The organism is Rhizobium sp. CF122 (genome assembly GCF_000282035.1).
In the GTDB taxonomy this organism is placed as follows: domain Bacteria; phylum Pseudomonadota; class Alphaproteobacteria; order Rhizobiales; family Rhizobiaceae; genus Rhizobium.
In genome coordinates this window covers 1-22,287 of record NZ_AKKA01000097.1, presented here as the reverse complement: position 1 = coordinate 22,287, position 22,287 = coordinate 1, and the positions used below count along the sequence as shown (strand labels likewise).

Annotated in this window: 27 protein-coding genes and 2 pseudogenes; 13 read left to right on the top strand and 16 right to left on the bottom strand. The window is 60.7% G+C overall.

The genetic code is table 11. The features are described 5' to 3' along the window. Nucleotides 1-78: 78 nt before the first annotated feature. From PMI09_RS25470 to PMI09_RS30700, 3 genes and pseudogenes are all read right to left on the bottom strand, one after another. Nucleotides 79-387 (bottom strand): Dabb family protein, encoded by a 309-nt coding sequence (locus tag PMI09_RS25470; protein WP_007801197.1) that lies wholly within the window; start codon nt 385-387, stop codon nt 79-81. Between the two features lie 19 nt (nt 388-406). After that, entirely contained in the window at nt 407-1,093 is a 687-nt protein-coding gene (locus tag PMI09_RS25465) for a hypothetical protein (protein ID WP_007801195.1), read from the bottom strand. 291 nt (nt 1,094-1,384) lie between these two features. Then, a pseudogene (locus tag PMI09_RS30700) lies at nt 1,385-1,810 on the bottom strand (phage terminase large subunit family protein); the annotation flags it as partial. A gap of 393 nt (nt 1,811-2,203) precedes the next feature. Between PMI09_RS30700 and PMI09_RS25455 the strand changes: the two are divergent. Then, nucleotides 2,204-2,548, top strand: coding sequence for an MmcQ/YjbR family DNA-binding protein (locus PMI09_RS25455; protein WP_007801191.1), 345 nt, complete (start codon nt 2,204-2,206; stop codon nt 2,546-2,548). 6 nt (nt 2,549-2,554) lie between these two features. Here the strand turns inward: PMI09_RS25455 and PMI09_RS25450 are convergent, their stop codons facing one another. Further along, complete coding sequence (locus tag PMI09_RS25450; RefSeq protein WP_007801189.1) at nt 2,555-3,469, bottom strand: SDR family oxidoreductase; 915 nt, start codon at nt 3,467-3,469, stop codon at nt 2,555-2,557. A 105-nt stretch (nt 3,470-3,574) separates the two neighbouring features. Here PMI09_RS25450 and PMI09_RS25445 point away from each other — a divergent pair, with 105 nt between their 5' ends. Then, nucleotides 3,575-4,129 (top strand): TetR/AcrR family transcriptional regulator, encoded by a 555-nt coding sequence (locus tag PMI09_RS25445; protein WP_007801187.1) that lies wholly within the window; start codon nt 3,575-3,577, stop codon nt 4,127-4,129. A gap of 7 nt (nt 4,130-4,136) precedes the next feature. On the opposite strand, the gene PMI09_RS25440 is transcribed toward PMI09_RS25445, so the two are convergent. Further along, the gene (locus tag PMI09_RS25440; protein WP_157213406.1) at nt 4,137-4,625 is read right to left on the bottom strand and encodes a YcgN family cysteine cluster protein; all 489 of its coding nucleotides are present in this window, start codon (nt 4,623-4,625) and stop codon (nt 4,137-4,139) included. A gap of 183 nt (nt 4,626-4,808) precedes the next feature. Here PMI09_RS25440 and PMI09_RS25435 point away from each other — a divergent pair, with 183 nt between their 5' ends. The 7 genes and pseudogenes from PMI09_RS25435 to PMI09_RS25410 all read left to right on the top strand — a co-directional run bounded on the left by PMI09_RS25435 (nt 4,809) and on the right by PMI09_RS25410 (nt 11,844). Further along, the gene (locus PMI09_RS25435) at nt 4,809-6,944 is read left to right on the top strand and encodes a transglycosylase domain-containing protein (RefSeq protein WP_007801179.1); all 2,136 of its coding nucleotides are present in this window, start codon (nt 4,809-4,811) and stop codon (nt 6,942-6,944) included. Nucleotides 6,945-7,377: 433 nt separating this feature from the next. Then, on the top strand, nt 7,378-9,063 hold the full coding sequence (locus tag PMI09_RS25430) for an arylsulfatase (protein ID WP_007801178.1): 1,686 nt from the start codon (nt 7,378-7,380) through the stop codon (nt 9,061-9,063). Between the two features lie 188 nt (nt 9,064-9,251). Beyond that, a complete protein-coding gene (locus PMI09_RS30695) occupies nt 9,252-9,524 on the top strand; it encodes a putative quinol monooxygenase (RefSeq protein ID WP_081499118.1) in 273 nt (90 codons plus the stop codon). Nucleotides 9,525-9,586: 62 nt separating this feature from the next. Continuing rightward, on the top strand, nt 9,587-9,802 hold the full coding sequence (locus PMI09_RS25425; protein ID WP_007801177.1) for a dodecin: 216 nt from the start codon (nt 9,587-9,589) through the stop codon (nt 9,800-9,802). A 264-nt stretch (nt 9,803-10,066) separates the two neighbouring features. Then, a pseudogene (locus PMI09_RS32380) lies at nt 10,067-10,432 on the top strand (VOC family protein). Between the two features lie 277 nt (nt 10,433-10,709). Then, the gene (locus tag PMI09_RS25415) at nt 10,710-11,297 is read left to right on the top strand and encodes a DUF1214 domain-containing protein (protein WP_007801175.1); all 588 of its coding nucleotides are present in this window, start codon (nt 10,710-10,712) and stop codon (nt 11,295-11,297) included. After that, on the top strand, nt 11,290-11,844 hold the full coding sequence (locus PMI09_RS25410) for a DUF1254 domain-containing protein (RefSeq protein WP_007801174.1): 555 nt from the start codon (nt 11,290-11,292) through the stop codon (nt 11,842-11,844). Before PMI09_RS25415 ends, PMI09_RS25410 begins: the two co-directional genes overlap by 8 nt. 10 nt (nt 11,845-11,854) lie before the next feature. Here the strand turns inward: PMI09_RS25410 and PMI09_RS31800 are convergent, their stop codons facing one another. Continuing rightward, a complete protein-coding gene (locus PMI09_RS31800) occupies nt 11,855-12,022 on the bottom strand; it encodes a hypothetical protein (protein WP_007801173.1) in 168 nt (55 codons plus the stop codon). Between the two features lie 521 nt (nt 12,023-12,543). Here PMI09_RS31800 and PMI09_RS25405 point away from each other — a divergent pair. Next, on the top strand, nt 12,544-12,750 hold the full coding sequence (locus tag PMI09_RS25405; protein ID WP_007801171.1) for a hypothetical protein: 207 nt from the start codon (nt 12,544-12,546) through the stop codon (nt 12,748-12,750). Nucleotides 12,751-12,931: 181 nt separating this feature from the next. Next, complete coding sequence (locus tag PMI09_RS25400) at nt 12,932-13,948, top strand: DUF2336 domain-containing protein (RefSeq protein WP_037084061.1); 1,017 nt, start codon at nt 12,932-12,934, stop codon at nt 13,946-13,948. Between the two features lie 6 nt (nt 13,949-13,954). On the opposite strand, the gene PMI09_RS25395 is transcribed toward PMI09_RS25400, so the two are convergent. From PMI09_RS25395 to PMI09_RS25380, 4 genes are all read right to left on the bottom strand, one after another. After that, nucleotides 13,955-14,311: a DUF1491 family protein gene (locus PMI09_RS25395; RefSeq protein ID WP_007801167.1), complete on the bottom strand. Its 357-nt coding sequence runs from the start codon at nt 14,309-14,311 to the stop codon at nt 13,955-13,957. Nucleotides 14,312-14,318: 7 nt separating this feature from the next. Then, nucleotides 14,319-14,774 (bottom strand): hypothetical protein, encoded by a 456-nt coding sequence (locus PMI09_RS29805; protein WP_007801165.1) that lies wholly within the window; start codon nt 14,772-14,774, stop codon nt 14,319-14,321. Between the two features lie 76 nt (nt 14,775-14,850). Then, the gene (locus PMI09_RS25385; protein WP_007801163.1) at nt 14,851-15,783 is read right to left on the bottom strand and encodes a peptidoglycan-binding domain-containing protein; all 933 of its coding nucleotides are present in this window, start codon (nt 15,781-15,783) and stop codon (nt 14,851-14,853) included. Further along, nucleotides 15,755-17,287: a sensor histidine kinase gene (locus tag PMI09_RS25380; RefSeq protein WP_007801161.1), complete on the bottom strand. Its 1,533-nt coding sequence runs from the start codon at nt 17,285-17,287 to the stop codon at nt 15,755-15,757. Before PMI09_RS25380 ends, PMI09_RS25385 begins: the two co-directional genes overlap by 29 nt. Nucleotides 17,288-17,749: 462 nt before the next feature. Between PMI09_RS25380 and PMI09_RS25375 the strand changes: the two genes are divergently transcribed. Both PMI09_RS25375 and PMI09_RS25370 read left to right on the top strand, forming a co-directional pair. Then, entirely contained in the window at nt 17,750-18,238 is a 489-nt protein-coding gene (locus tag PMI09_RS25375) for a DUF5330 domain-containing protein (RefSeq protein ID WP_007801157.1), read from the top strand. A 203-nt stretch (nt 18,239-18,441) separates the two neighbouring features. Then, nucleotides 18,442-18,864: a SufE family protein gene (locus PMI09_RS25370; RefSeq protein ID WP_007801152.1), complete on the top strand. Its 423-nt coding sequence runs from the start codon at nt 18,442-18,444 to the stop codon at nt 18,862-18,864. Nucleotides 18,865-18,880: 16 nt separating this feature from the next. Here the strand turns inward: PMI09_RS25370 and PMI09_RS29800 are convergent, their stop codons facing one another. The 6 genes from PMI09_RS29800 to PMI09_RS25340 form a co-directional block, all read right to left on the bottom strand. Beyond that, the gene (locus PMI09_RS29800) at nt 18,881-19,318 is read right to left on the bottom strand and encodes a DUF6456 domain-containing protein (protein ID WP_244423822.1); all 438 of its coding nucleotides are present in this window, start codon (nt 19,316-19,318) and stop codon (nt 18,881-18,883) included. A gap of 469 nt (nt 19,319-19,787) precedes the next feature. Further along, nucleotides 19,788-20,219 carry a MucR family transcriptional regulator gene (locus tag PMI09_RS25360; RefSeq protein ID WP_007801148.1) on the bottom strand — a complete coding sequence of 144 codons (432 nt, stop codon included), beginning with the start codon at nt 20,217-20,219 and terminating at the stop codon, nt 19,788-19,790. 440 nt (nt 20,220-20,659) lie between these two features. Beyond that, nucleotides 20,660-20,992, bottom strand: a complete 333-nt coding sequence (gene mnhG / locus PMI09_RS25355) for a monovalent cation/H(+) antiporter subunit G (RefSeq protein WP_007801146.1) — start codon at nt 20,990-20,992, stop codon at nt 20,660-20,662. Next, a complete protein-coding gene (locus PMI09_RS25350; RefSeq protein WP_007801144.1) occupies nt 20,989-21,366 on the bottom strand; it encodes a cation:proton antiporter in 378 nt (125 codons plus the stop codon). The genes mnhG and PMI09_RS25350 overlap by 4 nt, the downstream gene beginning before the upstream one ends. After that, nucleotides 21,363-21,836, bottom strand: coding sequence for a Na+/H+ antiporter subunit E (locus PMI09_RS25345; protein ID WP_007801142.1), 474 nt, complete (start codon nt 21,834-21,836; stop codon nt 21,363-21,365). The genes PMI09_RS25350 and PMI09_RS25345 overlap by 4 nt, the downstream gene beginning before the upstream one ends. Continuing rightward, nucleotides 21,833-22,287, bottom strand: a 455-nt coding sequence (locus tag PMI09_RS25340; protein ID WP_007801139.1) for a proton-conducting transporter transmembrane domain-containing protein, incomplete at its 5' end; no start/stop codon positions are given. The genes PMI09_RS25345 and PMI09_RS25340, both read right to left, overlap by 4 nt.

Sequence of the window (22,287 nt, the reverse complement as noted above, 5' to 3'; positions counted from 1 at the left end):
GTATGCCCCTAGGTTAAAACGGAAGTGTCGGTCGCAAAGTATCACGGCTGATCGATCACCCGCGCTGGAAAGTCAACTTCACCCCAGCGGCTGCTTTACCGCCGCATCGCTCTCGTAATCCGCCGCCGTCCGCATTTCGCGGATCGGGCGCACGAGGTCGATGGAACGCTGATAATCGGGATGCGCCTTGTAGGCGGCAAGCGCCGCCTCGTCGTCGAATTCGCCGTAGACCACCAAATCGACCTCGGTGCCGAGCTGGTCGGTCTTGATGTTGGTGCCGATCTCCAGCAGGCGGGCGTGCGGGATCGCCGTCAGGATCGACAGGCCGGCGCGCACCTTTTCCAGTTGGTCCGCAGGCGCTGTAAAGAAGACGATGTGGCGGATCACGCGGAACTCCTATGAGGATCTAGCCGAAGACCCGCGCGATAGCACGCAGGAGCCAGGCCTTCAACCGCGCAAGCGGGCCTGCCGACTGTTCGCGGCGGATGGCCGCAAGGAAGGTCTTGCCGTAGCCGGCCAGCTTCTCCGCCCGATCCGTGCCGTTCACGATGCGGCGCGCATTGACCCAGTCGTCGGTCGTCTCGTTCAGGTGGTCGGCGAGCTTGTGATTGGCAAAGGAGCCCTGCACCATGCCCTCGATCAGGATCGAAACGGCCGCCTCCATCTCCATCGCGCGGTCGGGCTCGGCCACCAGATCAATGCCGGTCAACAGGCTCATGGCCTCGTAGTTGCGCTTGTGGGTGAGCTGCACCAGCCCGCGGCCAAGCCAGCACTTGCCGTCCTCGTCCAGCCGCCAGTAGGGCGTCTTCACCCAGGAGAGCTTGCCGCCCGCATAGGCATACTCCAAGATCTCGATCGCCCGGGCATCGGTCGTCGCCAGCGTCTCGCGTACCGGCTGCATCGTATAGGCCGTCTCGTGATAGGCGGTCGCCATGATGTAGGCGAGCCAGCGCGGATCGGCCTCCGCCATCCGCGCCTCCCAAAAATCGAGAATTGCCGTCATGCCCTCCACCTGCGGCTGATTAAGCGTCCCCTTGAACAGTGCGTCGCGCACCGTGTCGAAGAAGAAGGGCCTGTCGATGTGGATAACCATGATGTCAGCCTCAAAAAGTGGTACGGCGCTCTGCGCCTCAATCGATTAAAATTAATTCAATCGTTTAAAGTGTTTAAGCGCCTGATTTACACGTAGTTTAAGCCGTGCCAGTGATTAACTCACCGTTAAATCCAGCACTCGGAGGAGAGCATGCAGCAGCCGGCCAATAGCAATCAGCCGACCATTCCCCAGCATGTCGTCGACCAGCTCGAAAACGAGTGGCGTCAGGTTCGCCCGGAGCAGCAGCCGCCGCGTCCGGCACAACCGCAACCTCAACGCTAGTCCTTCAGACCCCCTCACCCGGGGTTCTCGATGTCCCTCCAGCATTAGTGCCGTCAACGCCCAGACCAGCGCATCCAGCCGGTCGGGCGAACGGCCGAATGAAAGCCCGTCCGGGCCGAAGGCGCACATCTGGTCCTCGAGCGCGACAAAGCGCCCGGCATGGGCGACACGCCCCCTGCTCGTGAGTGCCGCGACCGGTTCGGCCCTGAGATATTTACCGCGCGTCGCCCGCGCGGTCGAGGCCGGCAGGCTCTCGTCGATGCTCTTCAGCATCGATGCCACCATGTCGCCACCCTGGTTGACCTCGGCCACGCCGTAGCGATTGGCCAGTGCATCGATGAAGCCAGGCGCCAGATTGCTGGCATTGGCGAGCGTGCTGATCCGCGTCAGCCGCGTGCCGGCATCGGCGATCAATTCCTTCAGCAGCGGCACCGGGGCGGCGTCGGCGGCGGCAACGGCGCCACCCTGACCGGGAGGGCCCGTAAGGTTCCATTCGACAAGGAGCTGCCGCGCCCGATGTTCCGCCAGCTCGTCGATGCACTCAAGAAACCGGTTCTTCGCATCTTCAAGCCCCATCGCAGCGTCGTTCTCTTCCGCGGCCAGCTCGCGATCACGCGCGATCTGTCGCTGCAACTGATCGACTTTCTTCAGCGTGCGCACGATCAGCGACATGGCATCGGTCCCAGCCTTCAGGTCGGCCCGCGCGAGCTTTGCCGTGTCACGCCACAAAGGATTATTTTCCTATTTTGTGAAGATTTTCCGACACCCGCCGCTGCTTGAGTTTTTCTGATTGGTCCGCGCCTATCAGCATGTGCTAATTTTATCGCCATGAACCAGGAAGAGCTCATTTCCTTTGCGCTCAGCCTGCCGGAGGCGGTCGAGAGCGCGCACCACGGCACGCGCGATTTTCGCGTGCGCAGCAAGATATTCCTAACGATGCCGGATCAGGACTACTGCGTCGTCCGCCTGACACCCGACCAGCAGCACATGACGCTGGCGGTGGCGCCTCATGATACGGCCGCGGTGCCGGGCGGTTGGGGACTGCGCGGCTCGACCCGGCTCTTCTACGGCAAGGCGACCGACGAACTGGTGCAGGATCTCGTGCGCAAGGCATGGCAGAACGCCGCGCCAAAAACGCTGCAAAGACAGTTTGTTATCATCCCGTCCGGCTAGTTCGATCTAGCGATAACCGGTGGCGTCGGCGGTCTTGCCTGCGTCCATCACCTCGTCCATGTAGCGCCAGCAATCCGGCCGCGAGCCGTCCACGTCGTCGAAGCCGTAGACCTTGGCAAGCCCGCCGCTCGACAGCGACTGGCCGTTCCAGCGGGCGCGCCCGGGATCGGCGGCGAGTGCGGCGACCGCCCGGCCGGTGAAGCGCGGCGTCTCGGAGATGACGAAGTGCGGCTGCACCGCCGTCGCATCGCGCCAGTTCTCCTCCCGCACGCTGTAGTTATCGAGCATCATTTCCGAGCGCATCCAGCCAGGTGTCAGCGCAACGGCGGTCGCGCCATGCGGCGCAAGATCCTTTGCATGCGCCCAGGTCATGCGGATGACGCCCGTCTTGACGAGGTCGTAGTAGGGGCAAAGGCGGTAATGGGTGGCGTTGTACTCGGCGGTGCCATCGGTCAGTTCGACGAGCAGCCCGCCGGGACGCTCGATCATCAGCGCCAGCGCATAATGCGCGGTGATCAGGTGGGTATCAATCGCCAGCCGCAGCATGTGCAGCCCCTTCTCCAGCGAATGCTCCCAGACCGGCTTGTTCCATTCCGTCAGATGCTCGCCGCCCCAGATATCGTTGACCAGGATGTCGAGCCGGCCTTGCTCGCGGCGGATCCGGCCGACCAACGCCTCGACCTCGCCAGGCACCGTATGATCGACACGAACGGCGATCCCCTCGCCGCCAGCTGCCGTGACCATCTCGGCGGTCTCCTCGATCGTCTCCGGGCGGCCGTATTCCGATTGCTCCGCCCGCGTCGTGCGGCCGGTAACGTAGACCGTGGCGCCGGCAGCGCCGAGCTCCACCGCAATGCCGCGACCGGCGCCGCGTGTGCCGCCGGCAACGAGGGCAATCTTTCCCGAAAGGGCTGCTGTCATTAGCTTCTCCTCCACGCTGGAACCGGCCTGGGTCGGTTCTGATTGCTCCACTTGAATATAAACGAACGTTCGTTCATATTCATTGCGAACGCAAGAGGAAATTTCATGCCGCGCCCCCGCACGCTTTCGGACGAACAGCTTCTCGACATGGTGCTGGGGCTCATCCATGCGGAAGGCCCGGATGCGGCAAGCTTCGGCGCGGTGGCGAAGATCAGCGGTCTTTCAGGCTCGACGCTCGTGCAGCGGTTCGGCACCAAGGCGGCGATGCTGCGGGCCTGCCTGCTGCGCGCTTGGGACCGGCTGGACATGGAAACGGCCCGGCTGATCCGGTCCGTTCCGATGACGCCCGCGGGCGCCATTGACCTGCTCGCTGGCCTTTCGAAGGACTACGGCTGCGATGCCGCCTCCTATGCGGAGGGCCTGCTGCTGTTGAGGGAGGATCTGCGCGATCCGGCCTTGCGCGCTCGTGGGGCTGCCTGGGGCAAGACACTGGCCGCAGCGCTCGACCGGTGCCTTCACGTCCAAGGCAGAACGCCCCTCGGGCGGCTGATGCTCTCGCAGTGGCAGGGCTGCCTGCTCTGGTGGGGTTTCGAGCCGCAGGGCTCGATCGAAGACTATGTGCGGGGCGAGCTCACGCAGTTTCTTAGGTCAGTCGCCTAGGCCGGCGCTACTTGGCCGTCTCCGGCTCTTGCGCCTGCGCCTCGTCGCCGACAGTCAGCGGCCAATCCACCACGTAATCCTCGAAGTCGTCGACATCGACTTCGGTCTCGTTGATCGTCCGGCCGCGCGCCGAAATGCCAGCCGCATGCACCGTCTCGGGATCGCCTGACACCAGCGGATGCCACCAGTAGAGGTCGCGCCCCTCGTTGATCAGCCGGTAGCCGCAGGTCGGCGGCAGCCAGGCGATCTCGTCGACGTTTTCCTTGGTGAGCTGGACGCAGTCGGGCACAAAATCCCAGCGATTCTCGTAGGAGGAACAGCGACAGCTCTCATCGTCGAGCAGCTTGCAGCGGATCGACGTGAAGTAGATGTCGCCGCTATCCCACTCCTCGAGCTTGTTGAGACAACAGAGGCCGCAGCCGTCGCATACGCTCTCCCATTCCGTCGTCGTCATCTCGGCGAGCGTCTTCGTCTTCCAGAAGGGTGTTTCTTCCATCATTCCGTTCTTGCAACAGCTCCGCGCAAAATCGCGTGAGAGCTTCCATTTCTCTTGTTCTTGTCAGGCAAATCAACCAATGATTCACCAAGCTCCGGTTACTCCGGGGCACTGTCGGCAGATTTGCCATAGTCCGGCGTCAGGTTCGTCCGGCGTCGAACCGATCGGGCGGGAATATAAGACGTGACGGATCCGGACAATCCAGAAAAACGGCCGCGCAAGCAACGCCACCTGCTGCTGAAGATCGACTCGTGGATCGATTCGACCATCTGGAATGCCGGTTTTCGCTCAGCCGAAATCTGGGAAGACATCACCATCTTCTTTCGCCGCTTCCGCGTCCGCGGTTGGAAGCGCATCGTCTTCGAATTTGGCGGCGAAGGCCTGACGCTCGGCGTCGTCGGCGCCGTCCTGATGCTGACCCTTGCCCAGCCTGCCTTCGAGGCTACCAAGGAAGATTGGCGCAATCGCGGCGACTACGCCGTCACCTTCCTTGATCGCTACGGCAACGTCATCGGCCATCGCGGCGTCATCCACCAGAATTCCGTGCCGATCGATGAACTGCCTGACGCACTGATCAAATCGGTGCTGGCAACCGAGGACCGGCGTTTCTTCGACCACTTCGGCATCGACGTCATCGGCCTCTTCCGCGCGGTGGTCACCAACGCCCAGGCCGGCGAAGTCGTCCAGGGCGGCTCGACGCTGACGCAGCAGCTCGCCAAGAACCTGTTCCTCTCCAACGAACGCTCGATCGACCGAAAGATTACGGAAGCCTTCCTGGCCTTGTGGCTCGAAGCCAACCTCTCCAAGAAGGAAATTCTCTCCACCTACCTCGACCGTGCTTATATGGGCGGCGGCACCTTTGGTGCTGCTGCAGCGGCACAGTTCTATTTCGGCAAGAGCATCACCGACGTCAATCTGGCCGAGTCTGCCATGCTGGCCGGCCTGTTCAAGGCGCCGGCGAAGTATGCGCCGCACGTCAACCTGCCGGCGGCGCGCGGTCGCGCCAATGAGGTGCTGACCAATCTCGTGCAGAGCGGCCTGATGACCGAGGGACAGGTGATCGCCGCCCGGCGCAATCCGGCCACGGTTGTCGACCGCAACCAGGTGGGATCGCCCGATTTCTTCCTCGATTGGGCCTTTGATGAGGTGATGCGGCTGTCACCGCGCTTCCATCAGCATTCGCTCGTCGTCCGGACCACGATCGACATGGGGCTGCAGAGTGCCGCCGAAGATTCCGTCGAAACGTCGCTACGCGAATATGGCGAGAGCTATCACGCCAAGCAGGGCGCGATGGTCGTGATCGAAAACGGCGGTGCGGTGCGGGCCATGGTCGGTGGCAGGGACTACGGTGAAAGCCAGTTCAACCGCGCCACCAGGGCGCTGCGCCAGCCTGGCTCGTCCTTCAAGGTCTACACTTATTCGGTGGCGATGGAAAACGGCATGACACCCGACACCATCGTCGTCGATGCGCCGATCTACTGGGGCAACTGGAGCCCGCATAACTACGCCAACAAATATGCCGGCCGTGTCACCATCGCGACCGCCATTGCCCAGTCGATCAACACCATCCCGGTGCGGCTTGCCAAGGAGAAGCTCGGCATCCAGCCGATCCGCGCCATGGCGAAGAATCTCGGCGTCGAATCACCGGTGCGCGACGACGTGACGATCCCGATCGGCACCTCTGAAGTGACCGTGCTCGACCAGGCAACCGCCTATGCCGTCTTCCCAGCGGGCGGCTACCAGTCGCGCCGTCACGGTATCACGCAGGTCCTCGATTACGGCGGCGACGTCCTCTACGACTTCGACCGTGACGAGCCGCCCGCCAAGCGGGTGCTCTCCGAGAAGGCCGATACCTACATGAACCAGATGCTGTCGCGCGTTCCCTATGTCGGCACTGCGCGCAAGGCAGCCCTCGACAACAACATCCTGACGGCCGGCAAGACGGGCACGACGCAAGCCTATCGCGACGCCTGGTTCATCGGCTACACCGGCAACTACACTGCCGCCGTCTGGTTCGGCAACGACGACTACACCTCAACCAACAAGATGACCGGCGGCTCGCTGCCGGCCATGACCTTCAAGCGCGCCATGGACTACGCCCACCAGGGCATCACGCTCCGCCAGATCCCCGGCACGCAGCCGCTGCCGCCCGACAAGACGGTGAAGACCGTTACCGCCAAGCCGGAGGAAGGCAGCCCGCCTCCCCTCGTTCGCCCGCGGATGCTCTCGGTCGAGTCCACACGCATTCTCAAGGACCTTGGACAGGCGCTGAAGGCAGCCCCGCCACTTGCCGCGCAGAAGGTGGCAAGCGCCGACTAGGACCGTCAAGTGGCATCAACTTAGTCGCTACCCGGACGACCCCGGACGACAACTTTGCGCCCGCGGCCTAGTGTGGCCTCGGCACTATCGTGAAAGTCCCACGTAGTAAGCTCCGGGGCGGCGCGACAACGCCTTTCAATCTGGCGGTGAAAGTAAAGATGTGCGATATTCGCGTCTAGGACGGCTGCCAACATTGAGGCAGACGCCAGAGCGAGCATTTTATCGCTAGCCATTGACGCTTCGATGGCGGGTACACCTCTCGTCACCCTATGGCGAGTAATCAAAGCTACATTCACATAACTCAGCATATCCCGCTGTGGCGGCGCCGTGCCGCGCAGTTTCGCAAACTCAGATCGTCGCAGACATGAGGTGGGTACCCTTATGCTGTGAGAAGACAATCGCGATTAGTTCGAGTGAACGGAGGGTATCAATCATGAGTAGTACGAGACACCTTTACTTTGGTTTGCTGGCTTCCGCGTTCGCGACCGCGCTGACTGCGCCAGCAGTTGCGCAGCAACAGCAGCCGAAACCCAACATCGTCGTCATCATGGGTGACGATGTCGGCTGGTTCAACCTTGGCGCCTATCATCGCGGAATCATGTCCGGGAAGACCCCCAATCTCGACAAGCTGGCGTCCGAGGGCATGCTGTTCACCGACTACTATGCGGAGGCGAGTTGCACAGCAGGCCGGGCGAGCTTCATCACTGGAGAGATTCCGTTGCGCACCGGTCTGACGACCGTCGGTCAGGCGGGCGCCGATGTCGGCATGCCTGATAAGGCGGCAACCCTGGCCGCCGTGTTGAAGGCAGAGGGATACGCCACTGGCCAGTTCGGCAAGAACCATCTTGGCGATTTGAACAAGTATCTGCCGACCCTGCATGGCTTCGATGAATTCTTTGGCTACCTCTATCACCTCGATGCGATGTCAGACCCCTATTGGTATTCGTTCCCGAATGACCAATCGTACCGAGATAAGTTTGGTCCGCGCAATTTGGTCCACAGCTTTGCAACGGACACGGACGACACAAGCGAGCAGCCCCGTTGGGGCAAGGTCGGCAAGCAGCGGATCGTGGACGAGGGGCCGCTCGCACCGTACCCCGACATGTCCAACGTACCGAACATGCACGACGTCACACCCAAGGCCAAGTACGACATGGGCACGTTCGACGAAGTGCTGGTCAAGGCCTCGTGCGACTTCATGGACAAAGCCAAGACCGACGGGAAACCGTTTTTCGTCTGGCACAATACGACGCGCATGCACGTCTGGACTTTTCTGTCGCCCAAATACCAAGCCCTCATGAACAGCGACACCAACTATGGCCTTGAGGAAGCGGGCGTGGCGCAACTTGATGACAGCGTTGGTGCTCTCATGAAATGCGTCGAAGATGCAGGCGAAACCGACAACACCATCGTCATTTTCACGACCGACAATGGGGCGGAAGTGTTTACGTGGCCCGACGGTGGCATGACGCCATTCAAGGGCACCAAGGGCACAGTGATGGAGGGAGGCTTCCGCGCGCCGGCCATCATCCGCTGGTCGGGCAAGGTCAAGCCGGGAACGGTCGAGAACGGCATTTTCTCGGCTCTTGATTGGTTCCCGACGCTTGCGGCGGCGGCTGGCAATCCAGACATCACCGACCAGTTGCTCAAGGGCGCGAAGCTCGGCGACAAGACCTACAAGAACCATCTTGATGGCTACAATCAGTTGGACTTGCTGCTGGGCAAATCACCATCCGCACGGCATGAATTTTTCTACTTCGGCGGCCCTTCTTTGGGGGCAGTTCGCATCGATAACTTCAAGTTCCAGTTCTTCCAACAGCCGCAGGGCTGGCCCGGCGGAAAGGTAACGACGGACATGCCCACGATGGTCAATATCCGTCAGGATCCATTCGAGCGGACGCCATCGATTGGCCAGCAAAGCCTCAATGATCTCGGTGGAGGCTACATGAACGACTTCTTTGCGCGCGAGTTCTGGCGGTTCGTCAGCGTTCAGCAGGAAGTCGCCAAACTTGCTCTCACGGCGATTGACTATCCGCCGATGCAGGATCCGGCCTCCTTCAATCTGGATGCTGTGAAGCGGCAGATCGATGCTGCGATCAAAAACAAGCCGGGCAATTAGTCGAGCCCGCTCAAGACGACGGTAGCCCGAATCGGGCTACCGTCTGTGTTGGAGAAGCTTAAAACGATGGACGCGTTCGCTTCTGTCACGAGCGGAAGACCGGGGCTGTGCTAATCCACCCGCGCAGGACCGGCCGGCGCCCGTATTCCGGCGAAGGTGCTTCACAGCGGTCAGCGCCATGACAGGCGGTGAGCCAGGCAGCAGCCACGCGCAATGAGCTGGGCTGCGTATTCTTCGAGTATCATCGGCATAAGGATGACGAGGACGTGGTAGTTCTGATCGAAGGCTTTCGCGATCCCGAGACACACGCATCCCATCTACGCACGCCGTACATGATCACTATGCAGGCCGACGTTCGGCGGCTCCCCGCAAAGCTGAGTATTATCGAGACTCGCTCTAATGAAGTCGTACGTTATGATCTCGACTTCGTTGCAAATCCGCCGGGACCTTATCGTCCTTAGTCACGAGGGTGGCGAGAAATACCAGGAAGCAAACCATAGCCTGCACCGAATAGGAGGATAGGATGAGCGATCACGTTTATAAAAAGGTGGAACTCATTGGGAGTTCGAAGGTGTCGGTCACCGAGGCGATCGAGACCGCCATCGCGCGAGCCTCGAAGACGATGCGAAATCTCGAATGGTTCGAAGTCGATCAAATCCGAGGTCATATCAAGGATGGCGCAGTAGCGCACTATCAGGTCGTGATGAAGGTCGGATTTCGAATCGACGACTCGCCATGAAAAGCTGGAGACGGTCAGTTCCAACTCTTTCGGTGAGCCACCGACATACAAACCGGTAGAAGATCGATACGGGCCCAAGTTTGGGGCTGGCATGGGCGCGACGATCCTTGCGATCTTCGCGCTGCCGGTTGCCAGAAGCTCTGGCTGGACTCTGAAATGACTAGTTCAGGTGGTCTAATCTTGAAGTGGAGGTGATCTGTTTGCCATGCAGCGCAACGTTGATATCAAGTACAATTACGAAAAACTGATGGACGTTGAATGACGATGTTCAACCGATTGATCATTTACGCAAGCAACGTGGAGGTAACGGCTCGATTCTACGAAAGGTTTTTTTGGCTTTAAGGCAATAGGGAGCCCGGTGATCGCATTGTGGAGCTAGTTTCGCCCAATGGAGGCGGAATAATCATGCTCCATCCTGCTGCAAGGGGTCAGCGACGCGGCCAATCTATTGTTAAGTTGGTTTTCGACATTGAGGACGTAGAAGCGTTCTGCCTGCAATGCGCACGAGACGGCCTAACCTTTGGCCCGATCCACATCGCTGAGGGTTATAAGTTTGCCAATGCTAAGGACCCTTGCGAAAACTCGATCTCGATATCCAGCCGAGCTTTCAGGGATAAGGGAACGAGCTAGACTACTTTCGCAAAGCAAAAATGACCGCTTTGAGCCGCCGAAAACGGCCGGAATGTCCGCAAGCGGTTATGTTCTTATCTCGAAGCTAAGTCATGGTCGTAACTTGGCCCCACGGCGGATGAATTCAGACACTCGGAAGGCGCTTGTCGCAGAAATCAGCGGAGAGATTCTGTTGCCCGTTCCGGCCGGTATATGCTACCCGTAATCGCCTGCACCATTCCGCCCAACTAGAATCAGTGGTAACCCTTTCAACTGATTTGTTTCTCAAGGGCGCATAGTGTTTCGGTTTCCTCTCTTCATCGCGATGACTCTGATTATCGCCTTTGGCGGCGGGATCATGATTTCGCTCTACGCGCTCAACGCGACGGCCGGCTTCGGCGCGATCAAGCTCGGCGCCTGGGAAGCCTTCCCCGAACTGCAAACGGAAAGTGCCGACCCTTATGCGAAATCGCACAGGGCGCGGGCCGGACGCCTGCTCTACGGAAACGCCGAAGGCTTGATGTTCACCGCCAAGGTCGATGATGCGGGCGACCGGCTGAATGCCACCTGCAACTATCGCATCACGGGACAGACGCCGCCTGCCCGCATCTGGACACTGTTTACCGCGGACAACAGCGGCAACCCGGCCTCGCTGCGGCCGGGGCTTCCCGGCGCGATGAATTCCTGGACGGTACTGCGGCAGGTCGACAGCAGCTTCTCGATCGACATTTCCGCGCAGGCGCGGCCGGGAAACTGGCTGGCGCTGCCGGCGGCCGGCACCTTCCAGCTCGTCCTGACCCTGTTCGATACCCCGACGGCAGGCAGCTCCGGCGTTATCGACCTTGCGATGCCGAAGCTGCAGAAAACCGGATGCGGCAATGCTTAGGATCCTCTTTGCCATCCTTGCGGGACTTTTCGGGGCAGCGCTGCTGCATCTCGTGATCATCCTGTCGTTGCCGCACTTTACCGGCAGGGATGCCGCGACGCGTGTCGCGTCCGAGGGCGATCTTGACAAGTTCTACCTGCTTGGGGCCACCGATGACGCGGCAGGGCTTTCCAACGACGATCCTTTTGTTCGCACCGCGGTCTGCGCGTTCGACATCGAGGAAAATCCGGTCCGCCTGACTGCAAAGGGCAATGTGCCGTTCTGGTCGACCGCGCTCTACGACGAGGCCTCGAACGAGGTCTTCAGCATGAATGACAGGACGTCGGTCGGCGGTGCGCTGGATATTCTAATTGGAACGCCGATCCAGCTGACGGAACTTCGCAAGGCTTTGCCGCCGGATCTGCAGAAGACCATTCTCGTGGAAAGCACGCGGTCGCAGGGCTATGCGGTGCTGAGGACATTGGCGCCCCAGGCGAGCTTTGACGCGGCCGCACGAAACTTCCTCGCGGAGGCCGGCTGCGACGAGTATGCCGGCTCCTCGAATTGAACCACTCTCTCTATTTCTTGGCTCGCGAAACGCGATGTCCGGAGGAACGCTTCGCGCTTTCCGTCAGGCGCTCGTAACGCACGCCGGTGAAAAGCAGGATCTGCGCCTCGACTGGTTTTTTGCCTTTGCGGCGTCGCGTCTGAGACAGACGGTCCGCCAATGCGACGACTATTGCCATTCTCGTCTCCATGCACGGCCCGAGACGGATGAACTGCGCAATCTCACCCTGCCCGCCTGTGCGAGCCAGCGCGTCCTTTAGAGCCTGATACCGGGCTCCGAGGCATCCGCGCCTTTCTCACGGCACCTGTTCGAAATACCGTGATGTGAAACCGGACGACCGAAGCACTCGACCGCCGTGTTCATATCCGAATTGAGACATATGACGGTTAACAGATCGTTAATTTCATGCGTGAACATTAGCTTCTTCTACGACACCCTATAAACGCGCGGCATCGTCTTTTGGTTTCAAACGTCTCACAAGAAGATTCAGTCCACAACGTCGCAATGATATTAGCATTAATTCATATACTTAATGGAGGTTGTGTCGGCGAGGCCAATCGTACCCAGATGCGATCGATTCCTGTCACAAAAATATCAATTGCGGTCTTTAGTAATACCGGTATGGTTGTATAATTGGCTAGGGTTAGAGGTCGGCCGGCTGGCGCCGTTCCGTTCACCGCGGACAAGGGAGGGGCTGAAATGTCTTTGTTTATCGGTTCGACATTCTCCCCCGAGGACCTTGATGTGCTTCGCCATGCGCTCGATGCCTGGTGTGCGGAAAAGCGGATCGACATCAAGAGCCCCAAGGCGCAACTGGCAGCCTCCGCGGCCCTCGACCTCTACCAATCTGGAAACAATAACGCCGAAAGGCTTTTGGCGGCATTGCGCGAACACAAGGGGCTTTAGTCTCGGACGCAATTCCGCGGTCGTCGGGCGGTGGGTCCTTTCGGCACAAACTGAATAAAGTCTTTAGCAAGCATTAACCCTGCCCATGTAGGATTTGTTCATAACCTAAGTGGGGTAAGGGGCGTCCCTCCGCGTCCAGTCCCGCGGCATCCCTTTTTTTGCGTTTCCAGGGTGTGTTCTTGTGCGTGACCGGTTCCGAGACCTAGAGGCCCCATCCGCCAGCCGGAAGAAGGACGTGGTTCTCATGGCGACTGTCAGCAGCTTCGAGGGATTGCAACCGCCGACCCGCTCCGAGCTGCGCCAATTCGCCGAACTCTTCACGCCGCTGTTCCAGGCATCCTCCGATGAAGCGCGGCGGCAGGCTGTCGCTGCCCTTTCCCAATGCGCGCAGATTCCGGCGGCGGTGGCGCTCTTCGTCGGATGCCAGCCGATCGACATTGCGGCACCCTTCCTCACCTCTTCGCCGGCGATCGACGATGAAACCCTGGTCACGATCGCGCGCACACAGGGTAGCGCGCACATGAAGGCGATCGTCAGCCGGAATGCCCTCTCGCCGCGGGTCATCGACGCTCTGGTCGGGCTGCGCCAGGCCGAGCAGCGGCTGGCGGCGCCGGTCGACGTCGAGGCGCCCAATACGGTGTCGCCAGAACCACCAGCTTCCACTTCCCTCGAGGAGGTCGAAGCTGCCGCACGCCGCACCAACGAAGAGGAAATGCGCAACAGGATCCGGGAACTGGCGCGGCATGTCAGCCGTCCGGAAGCCGATCGCCTTGGGCTGCGCAACCTGTCGCCGATCCAGGCCGCCCTGCTCGTTCGCTTCGCCCGCAACCGCGAGGCCGCACTCTTTGCGAAGGCACTTGCCGACGGGCTTTCCGCAAGCCGCTGGCTTGCCGAGCGGATCATGCTCGATATCTCCGGGCAGCAGCTAGCAACCACTCTGATCAGTCTAGGCATTGATTTCCTCGACGCCGTCTTCGTGCTCGAAAAGCTCTATCCTCACCTCGCGGAACCGCAGCACGGCGTTACGCGCGCATGGATGGTCCTGGACGGGCTCGATCCGGAAGAGTGCAATGCCCGCGTCGAAGCCTGGCGCCGCGCGGACAATTACACCTATCTGCCCGAGGAAACCGAGACAGTTCACTCTGCCCACGAGGTGCCGCCCGCGCGAGACCGGCGCATCATCGGCCGCACACGCTGATCCTGCCTACAGCGGGTTTTCGCGCTCATTGGCAAGCGGAACGATACCGCCGAGATCATCGGCTTCCAGCTCGACAATCCAGAGGTCAGGGTCAAACTTCCGTTCACGTTCAAGCAGTTCCCTGACCTTGACAGGCTCTTCCCGCGTCAGACGCCGCTCGAACAGGCGCTCGCCGCTCGTCTCCCCGTCGAACAGGCTTTGCGGCGCAGGGCCGTAGAGCGTCTCCAGACCATCGCGGAAATGCTGGCGGATGAAAACGGCGCCCGCCTCGTCGGCGCCTTTCGCCTCAACGGCGGCAAAGTCACCCTTGGCGAAAACCCGACGCAGCAGGGCGGAAACGAAGATGTCGGTGCGTAATCTCATCGGCGAGCTATAGCAGACAAACCGGCGGCGGCAATATTGCGGCTGCCCGGTGAATCGACAGGAAGACCCGCCCCATCGCCTTTCTTGGGAGAAGGACTGCCAAATTCCCTGGGTCGCGACCTTCCGACAACTCGAACCTCAACAGTCTGTCGCCCCGTCTCAAATTGATCTTCGGCTTCTCCGGGGAAAGCACGCAATCGCGCGGAGAACAGTACGCCTTGAGCCGGCTATCCCCACCGCGATCCGCGCGAAAAATCGTCACCTTGATACCGGGATGCCTTTTGTCGACCAGGTCGCACTCGCGATCCGTTTGGCAGGTGACTTCGGCGGAGAACGGTTCGGCACCGTCCAGGACCACAGCGTAACGAACTTTGATCTCAGCAACTCTCATATCTTCCGTTGAAACGGAGTCCTGTGAACAAAGGGCGACGACAAGCGCTTGAAGATAAACAGCAATATGCACCTGAACCGCTCCGGGCGACTGACGTTGTTCACCGCCCGATATTCGCGTTATAATTGTGTCGCCATTGCGGCAACCTTCAGAGCGCGCCGATTTCCTTGAGCTTCTTCAGAACAGCCTCGCTGGGCTCGCCGTTCTCGGGAAGGTTGTAGTGCTTCTGGAAATGACGGATGGCGGTGCGGGTCTGTTCGCCCGGCACGCCGTCGACCCCGACGTTAGCGTAGGCCATGTTGCTGAGACCCTTCTGGATCTTCAGGACGAGATCGACGGTCGACAACTCCGCGGACGGTGCGGCTTTCTTTACCGGTGTCGGCGCGGTCTGGACGGTCTTTTCGGCGCTGCGGATGGCGGCCGCGACCGGATCCTCGGCGGATGCCTTCGAGGTCACGTCCTCGGGCGGTTTTTCCAGCGGTACGGCCGAGGGGCCGATTGAGTCCGTCCTGAGCGCTGCCAGCACATCGGGCGTCGCCTCGCCCGTCTGCGGCATGCCCACCGTCTCTTCGAAGAAGAGGATCGCCGCACTGGTGCGCGGACCGATCACTCCATCCGGCGTGCCGTTATAGAGGCCGCGCCGCACCAGCTCGGTCTGGATGTCCATGACAATCTGGCTCGGCCGCTGACCACCGGGTGCGGCCGGTGGCGTCGCATTCGTTTGCGTGGCGTCGGCCTCGTCCTGCCGTTCGATTTTGAAGGTCGTGACGTTGCCGCTGTGCTCCTCGGTGGCCGGGCGGCCGCCAAGTACGTTCGGGAATAGCGCGTCGCGCGTGCGCAAGAACGGGTGCGGATGCGCGCCCGGCTGATACCAGAGCGCGTTGGCGGCAACGAAGCTGAAGATGACAAGGAAGGCCGCGGTGCCGCCGGCGACCGACGGGTTGCGGCCGATCACGCCGCCGAGCGCGCTTGCGCCCTGCAGTCCCATACCGCCGACGACGGTTGCCCCGGTGAGAAGCAGGCTCGGCCTCTTCTGCCGACCCCTTCTTCCCTTAGGCGATTTTCGCTTGCTCGCGGCCATCGAAAAGCCCCTCTTCCAAAACGCCGACGAACGCCGGCGTTGCCTTCAGTCGCGGCGGGAACTCGACAAGATCGTTGCGGGCAGTACCCGCAGCCGGAATGCCAGAGCCATCCGCTGCAATGGAAATCGTAATGATCGTGCCGGTGCCCGGCGTGCTGGCGATTGCGAAGTCGCCGCCATGCAGCGCCACCAGGCCCTTCACCAACGACAGACCAAGACCCGTGCCTTCGAATCGGCGGCTATAGTCGTTCTGGATCTGGACAAAAGGTTGGCCGAGCATTTCCAGCTTGTCGGCCGGAATGCCGATGCCGGTATCGCTGACGCACAGGTTCAGAACGCCGTCGCGCATCGAAGCATCGATCGAGATCGCGCCGCCCGCATCCGTGAACTTCACGGCATTGCCGACCAGATTGATAAGGATCTGCTGGATTGCGCGCTGATCCGCAACGACCTCGTCGAGACCGCGCTGAATGCGGCTCGTCAGCGTTACACCCTTGGTTTTCGCCTGCAGCACCAACATCGCCTCGCAGGAGCGGACGACGGCGGCGATGTCGAAGGGTTCGAGGCAGAGCTCGTAGCGCCCGGCTTCGATCTTGCTCATGTCGAGCATGGTGTTGACGACCGAGAGCAGGTGCGCGCCGGCTTCCCTGACAAGGCCGACATATTCCCGCTGACGTTCATTCTCGAACTTACCGAAATACTCACCGAGCAGGATGTCGGAGAAGCCGAGGATGGCATTGAGTGGCGTGCGCAGTTCGTGGCTGACGGCAGCGAGGAACCGCGACTTTGCGTCGTTGGCCGAGCGGGCGTCGGCGGCACGGCTCTGCGCTTCCTGCCGCAACTGCTGCTCCAGCGAGACATCGCGTAGCTGGGCGATCACATTGAAGAGGACGCCGTCGCTGTCCTGCCGCGCTGTCATGTCCATGCGCAGGTAGGCAAACTGCCTGTTGTCGCGGGAGACCGAAGGGCGTTCCAGCCGCAGGTCGACGGCGGCAGTCGCCTCACCCTGGCGAAGCTGGTCGAGTGCCTGCAGGAAGAGAATCCGGTCGGAGACGTGTATCTGATCGACAAAGCCCTTGCCGGTCGGATCACGCATCCAGGCGAGATACTCCCGCTTGTCGCGGCCGCCAACGGCGGTGACGTTGCCCAGCGGGTCGAGAAAGAAGGCGAGACCGGCGGTAGCCTCCATGAAGAAGTCTTCGGCAACAGGCGTGGCAACCGCAGCCGTTGCCGTGCTCTGGCGCGAAAGGGCAATGCTACCCACAGCAGAGAACAGGAAGGCCGCGCAAACAGTCGCGACACCCACAGGCAGCGCGATGGCGGGACTGGTGACCAAGGAGAGCCCAATGGGGGCTGCAACGAGAGCCGCCGACGACAGCAGCGCCAGCCGGCGCAGGATCATCAGTTCGCGCTGGCGCACGGCTGTACCCCCTCCAGTCCCGGAGAGCCAGCTTTCCACTGCCCGGTCCACGAAGGCTGCCGCCCGCTCTGCGATCTTACTCATTACACGCACGCAATACCCGCCCGAAAAAGGCTCTTTACCAAGGCGGACAATAGGCCTTCGGCGCTTAAGGAAAGGATAAGGGAAAAGCCGCCTCCACACCCCAAAAAGGCGAAATGTCCCGTTTTTGGGCATCTGGAAGCGGCTTTGATTTTTACGGTTAACAGGCGGTAAGCGACGGATTTCGCTTACATTTCGGGCGACTGTTAACCTTTGCGGCAGCTTCGCCGCAAGGTTTGCCTGCAATTACAGGAGGTGGCCCGTCACATGCTTAACGACGGTCATTACAATTTGACTGAAATGTGGCGCGAATTCCGTTCATTAAAATTCGAGCTAAATTTGCCGCAAATGCCGACGAGTTTCGAAAACTGGTATTCGCAACTCTGCTCTAAGGTCAAAGCACACCGGAAGACCGGACCGATTCGGCAGCAAGACTGAACGGGAAAAACAGGATGGGCAACGACGATGTGGTTTCTGATCAAAGGATCATTCTGGTTCGGGCTTGTGCTCGTGCTCTTATCGTTCTTCAGCGGCGAAGGCCCGACCAGTTCGCAACCGAAATTGCAGTTTTCCGACGCCTTTGTCGCGGCGACAGGCGCCTATGACTATGTGACCGGCATGTGCGGCGAAAAGCCGGAGGTCTGCGTCAAGGGTGCCGAGACCATGGCGGCGCTCGGCCACCGGGCCCGCGAAGGCGCCCGTGTCGCCTACGAACTCCTGGACAGCCGCTTTGGCGACGACAACGCCGCCAAGCCTGTTGGCGCAACGAATGCGCCGATCGCTCCTGTCGCAGCCCTTGCGCCGTCCCATACGGAAGCGCAGGTGCAGGAACGGACGGCAGCGCTGAACCAGCCGATGCCCTATCGCCCACCGGTTGACGACGGCGACGAAGCCATCGCCGACACCGTGACGACGGGCACCATTCCGCTGCCAACGCCGCGCCCCGCCACCTGAGAATTCCGCGGGATTTCCCGCAACCAAGCTTGCACCGGCGTCCGCATGACGCGGAAAGTCCCGTGCCTGACGTGCCTGCCCTGTTTATTTTCAGCTTCTGCTGCGCCGCGGGGATGCCCATCCTTCGCGGCGTTTCTTTTTAATGGTTCAAATCTGGCCGCGTTTCACCTATATGAAATCATGAGAACGAAAGGCCACAATACATGACGTCCCTGACGCAGATCCTCGATGACTTTTCCTTCCTCGACGATTGGGAAGATCGCTATCGCTATGTGATCGAGCTCGGAAAGGCGCTTCCGGACCTTCCCGACGACAAGAAGACGTCGGCCAACAAAGTGATGGGCTGCGCCAGCCAGGTCTGGCTCGTGACGCATACCGAGGGGGATCCGGACAATCCCGTCATGACCTTCCAAGGCGATTCCGACGCGCATATCGTCCGCGGACTGGTGGCGATCGTGCTCGCAACCTATTCCGGCAAGACGGCATCCGAGATCGCCGTGCTCGACGCCTTCGACGTATTTTCGAAGATCGGCCTCGTCGAACACCTGTCGTCGCAGCGCGCCAACGGTCTGCGCTCGATGGTCAACCGCATCCGCGAGGAAGCGCGCGTGCGCGCGGTGGCCTGAGCGGCCACCCTGCCCATCACGAATACAGTTCGGGCCGATAGCCCTCCGCACCCCAATGTTCGACGCGCCGCCGGCGCGCGGGCATGGGTGGATTGTAATGCCGCGATAGCGCCATCAGCGCCGTCCGCAACATCAGCTTGGCGGAACGCACCGGCCACTGGCGCTCACGCTCCACGGTCTCCAGCCCCTTCATGAAGCAGCAGACATCAAGCGCCACGCCGGCAAGCTCCGGGCCCATTACTTCCAGCGCGCGATTGACCGCGACCCGCGCAGCGATGGCGCTGTCGGTGAGATCAGCCATGCCACCGCGGGCTCCTCTAGCACGGCTTGCATGACGCGGCTCCCAAGAGGCGGTGATCCGCAGCTGTACCTGGCCGCGCGTGAAATCGGCAAACAGCCTTTCCCCAGCGGCAAGCGCATCCTCCGGGAGAAACGGCCCGCCACTCTCCTTCAGTCGCGCAAGGCTTGAAAGTGGCGATTCCTCCCGGTTGATCCGCAGCGACTACCGTCCGCCGTCCAGCTCAGCCACGACATGGCCGATTGCGCCGTGCTGTTCGATGAAGGCTTCCTCCCGGAGTGACGCGGCGCGCCTGAGATAGGAGCGCGCGGCGGGGTAAAGGCAAACCCGCCCGCCCGGCTGACCAGCCCGGCAGAGGCAACCTCGACCAGCAGAGTTTCAGAAAGGCGAGCCATCGCCGAGGTGCAGCGACCGGGCCGAACCCTCGCCTGCCTGCTCCCGCGCCTCGCCGCGCCAGGAACCTCAGAAGTTTCACCATGGCCTTGTTCACATCACTCATTCCCGAGCACTCCGTTCGATCGAAACACAGAATTGACCGTCCGCTCGACGCCACATGCGTTCACCCCCCAAAAACACAAAAGCCGGGCTTCCGCCCGGCTCTACAGGATTAAATCCTTGGCAACAATCAGACGCGTCCGCGCTTGCGACGCTGGCCGAGCCCCATTTCCTTTGCGAGGCGCGAACGCGCTTCAGCATAGGCCGGCGCTACCATCGGGTAGTCGACAGGGAGTTCCCATTTCTCGCGGTATTCTTCCGGCGAAAGGCTGTGATGGGTCATCAAATGACGCTTCAGCGACTTGAAGTTGCCACCGCATTCCAGGCAGGTAATCTGCTCATCCTGGACGGATTTGCGCACCGACACAGCCGGCTTCTGCTTCTCGACGACCGCTGTTGCAGTCTGCGGCGTCGACGTGTTGCTGAGTGCCGAATGCACGTCCGAGATCAGGTTGGCGAGATCACCAACTGGCACAACGTGGTTGCTGACATAGGCGGCGACAATATCTGCGGTAAGCTCCACCAGCAATTCCGGCCCGCTACCGGCTGCAGTATCCGTCATATTACGTTTCTCCTGTTTCAATGCTCCAAAGGTCTCGACCCCTTAAGACAAGACCGTTATCGTAGAGCAACAGCAAAAAACTCAGGCTACGGCTACCTGTTTCGAAAAACTGAAATCCACCCCTAGATTCCTGAGGCCGAAACCCGTTCTTATACTGCCTGATTTCAAACTAGTACGCTATCACGCAGTCGACTTCCTCAATTAAACACTGAAATGCAAAGCCAACGAGGAAATAAGCAACGTGATTCTAATTCAATATCAGAACTCTACTTAGATCATCAAATATCACCGTTTTGCGAAAACGCCAATTATTATTTCGTATATATCTAACGAAAAATGCCTCTTCGCAAGAATTGTTCATCGTGAACCCATACACTAACCATTAAGAAATCTGCAAATGGGTGCAAAAATCAACTTAAAATACTGAATCGGAAGCGCTCTCATCTTTTGGCGAGGTCGTCGCGCACGGATTGAGAGCCGAGGCGGTATCCTGTCTGATGCGCGGCCTTGGCAAGGAGGTGCGCCGCAACCGGTGCCGTCAACAGGAAAAAGACGAAGCCAGCAACTGCGCGCGCAAAGACTGCGACCTCGCCCGATGCGATTCCGGCAGCAAAGAGCAGCATGCCCGAACCCACCGTCCCCGCCTTGGAAGCGGCGTGCATCCGCGTGTAGAGATCCGGCAACCGCACCACGCCGAGAGCGGCGACGAGCGCAAACAGCGAGCCGGCCAATAAAAGGAAAGCGACGACGAGCGCTGCCGCGTAGTCCATCATTTCTTGCCCTTCCTGCCGTTCTTACCGCTGCGTTTGGCCGCCACTTTGGGCTTTTTCGAGGCACCCCCCGGTTTTTCGCTGTGCCGTTCCGCAACAGTGGCGCGTGACATCACGAAACGCGCGAAGGCGACAGTCGCCAGGAAGCCGACCAGGCCCAGCGCAATGGCAATGTCGATGTAGAGACTGAAGCCTGTTTTAACCGCCAGCACGGCAATGAAGCCGATCGCCGTGCCTGACAGCGTATCGAGCGCCAGGATCCTGTCGGGCAGCGTCGGCCCTGCGGCGACCCGCCAGCCTGCTAGAAGAAAGGCAACGCCGAGGATCACGAGAGCAACCGCGGCGGCCGTGGAAATGATGGCAAGCGGCGCGATCATCGAAATGCCTCTATGATCCGGCGCTCGAAACCGTCGGTGATATCGCGTTTGGTCGCCTCGGGATCGGCGCAATCCAGCGCGTGCACGTAAAGCGTCTTGCGGTCATCGGAAACATCGACCGACAGCGTACCCGGCGTCAGGGTGATCATGTTGGCGAGAAGGGTGATCTCGAAATCGCGGTCGACAGTCAAGGGAAAGGCGAATATGCCGGGTTGCAGCCGCATGTTGGGCGTCAACACCGTGACGGCGACCCGCCAGGCGGAAATCGCCAATTCCTTCAGAAATAGCAGGGCGAGATGCAGGATTGCCCATGACCGTCGAAGATATCCCCTGCTGCCATAGGGTTCGCGCACAATGGACAAGCACAGGGCGCCGATCGCAAAGCCGAAGGCGAGGTTGTGCGCCGACGCGCTGCCGGTAACGGTGGCCCAGGCGACGGCGAGCAGGACGTTCAGCAGCAAGGCGATCATGGCATCCCTCCATCCGGGAAGACCGACTGCAGATAAGATGTCGGATCGATGAGGCCGGTCGCTGCCGCTTGCGCCATCTCCAGCAATTGTTCTGGGAGAATGCCGAAACCGACGACAAGAGCTGTCAGGATGAACAGCGGCAATCCCGCCTGCCAGCCAATGGAGGCTGCTGTCTGTGGTGCCGCCGCCGGCCGCCAATAGGCAAGCAGGAAGACGCGCCCGAAGACGACGGTCAGCAGGAAGCCGCCGATCAGGATCGCGGCGGCCAGCCACCAGGCGCCGACGTCGATCGATGCCCGGACCAGGATCACCTTCGGCCAGAAGCCGGAAAAGGGCGGCAATCCGCAGGCGGCGATGAGGAGAATGAAGGAGATCGCCGCAAAGCCGCTGCTCTTACGATAGAGGCCGCCGAGCCCCGCTAGCGAGAAGCTGCCGGCAACGGCAGCCGCTT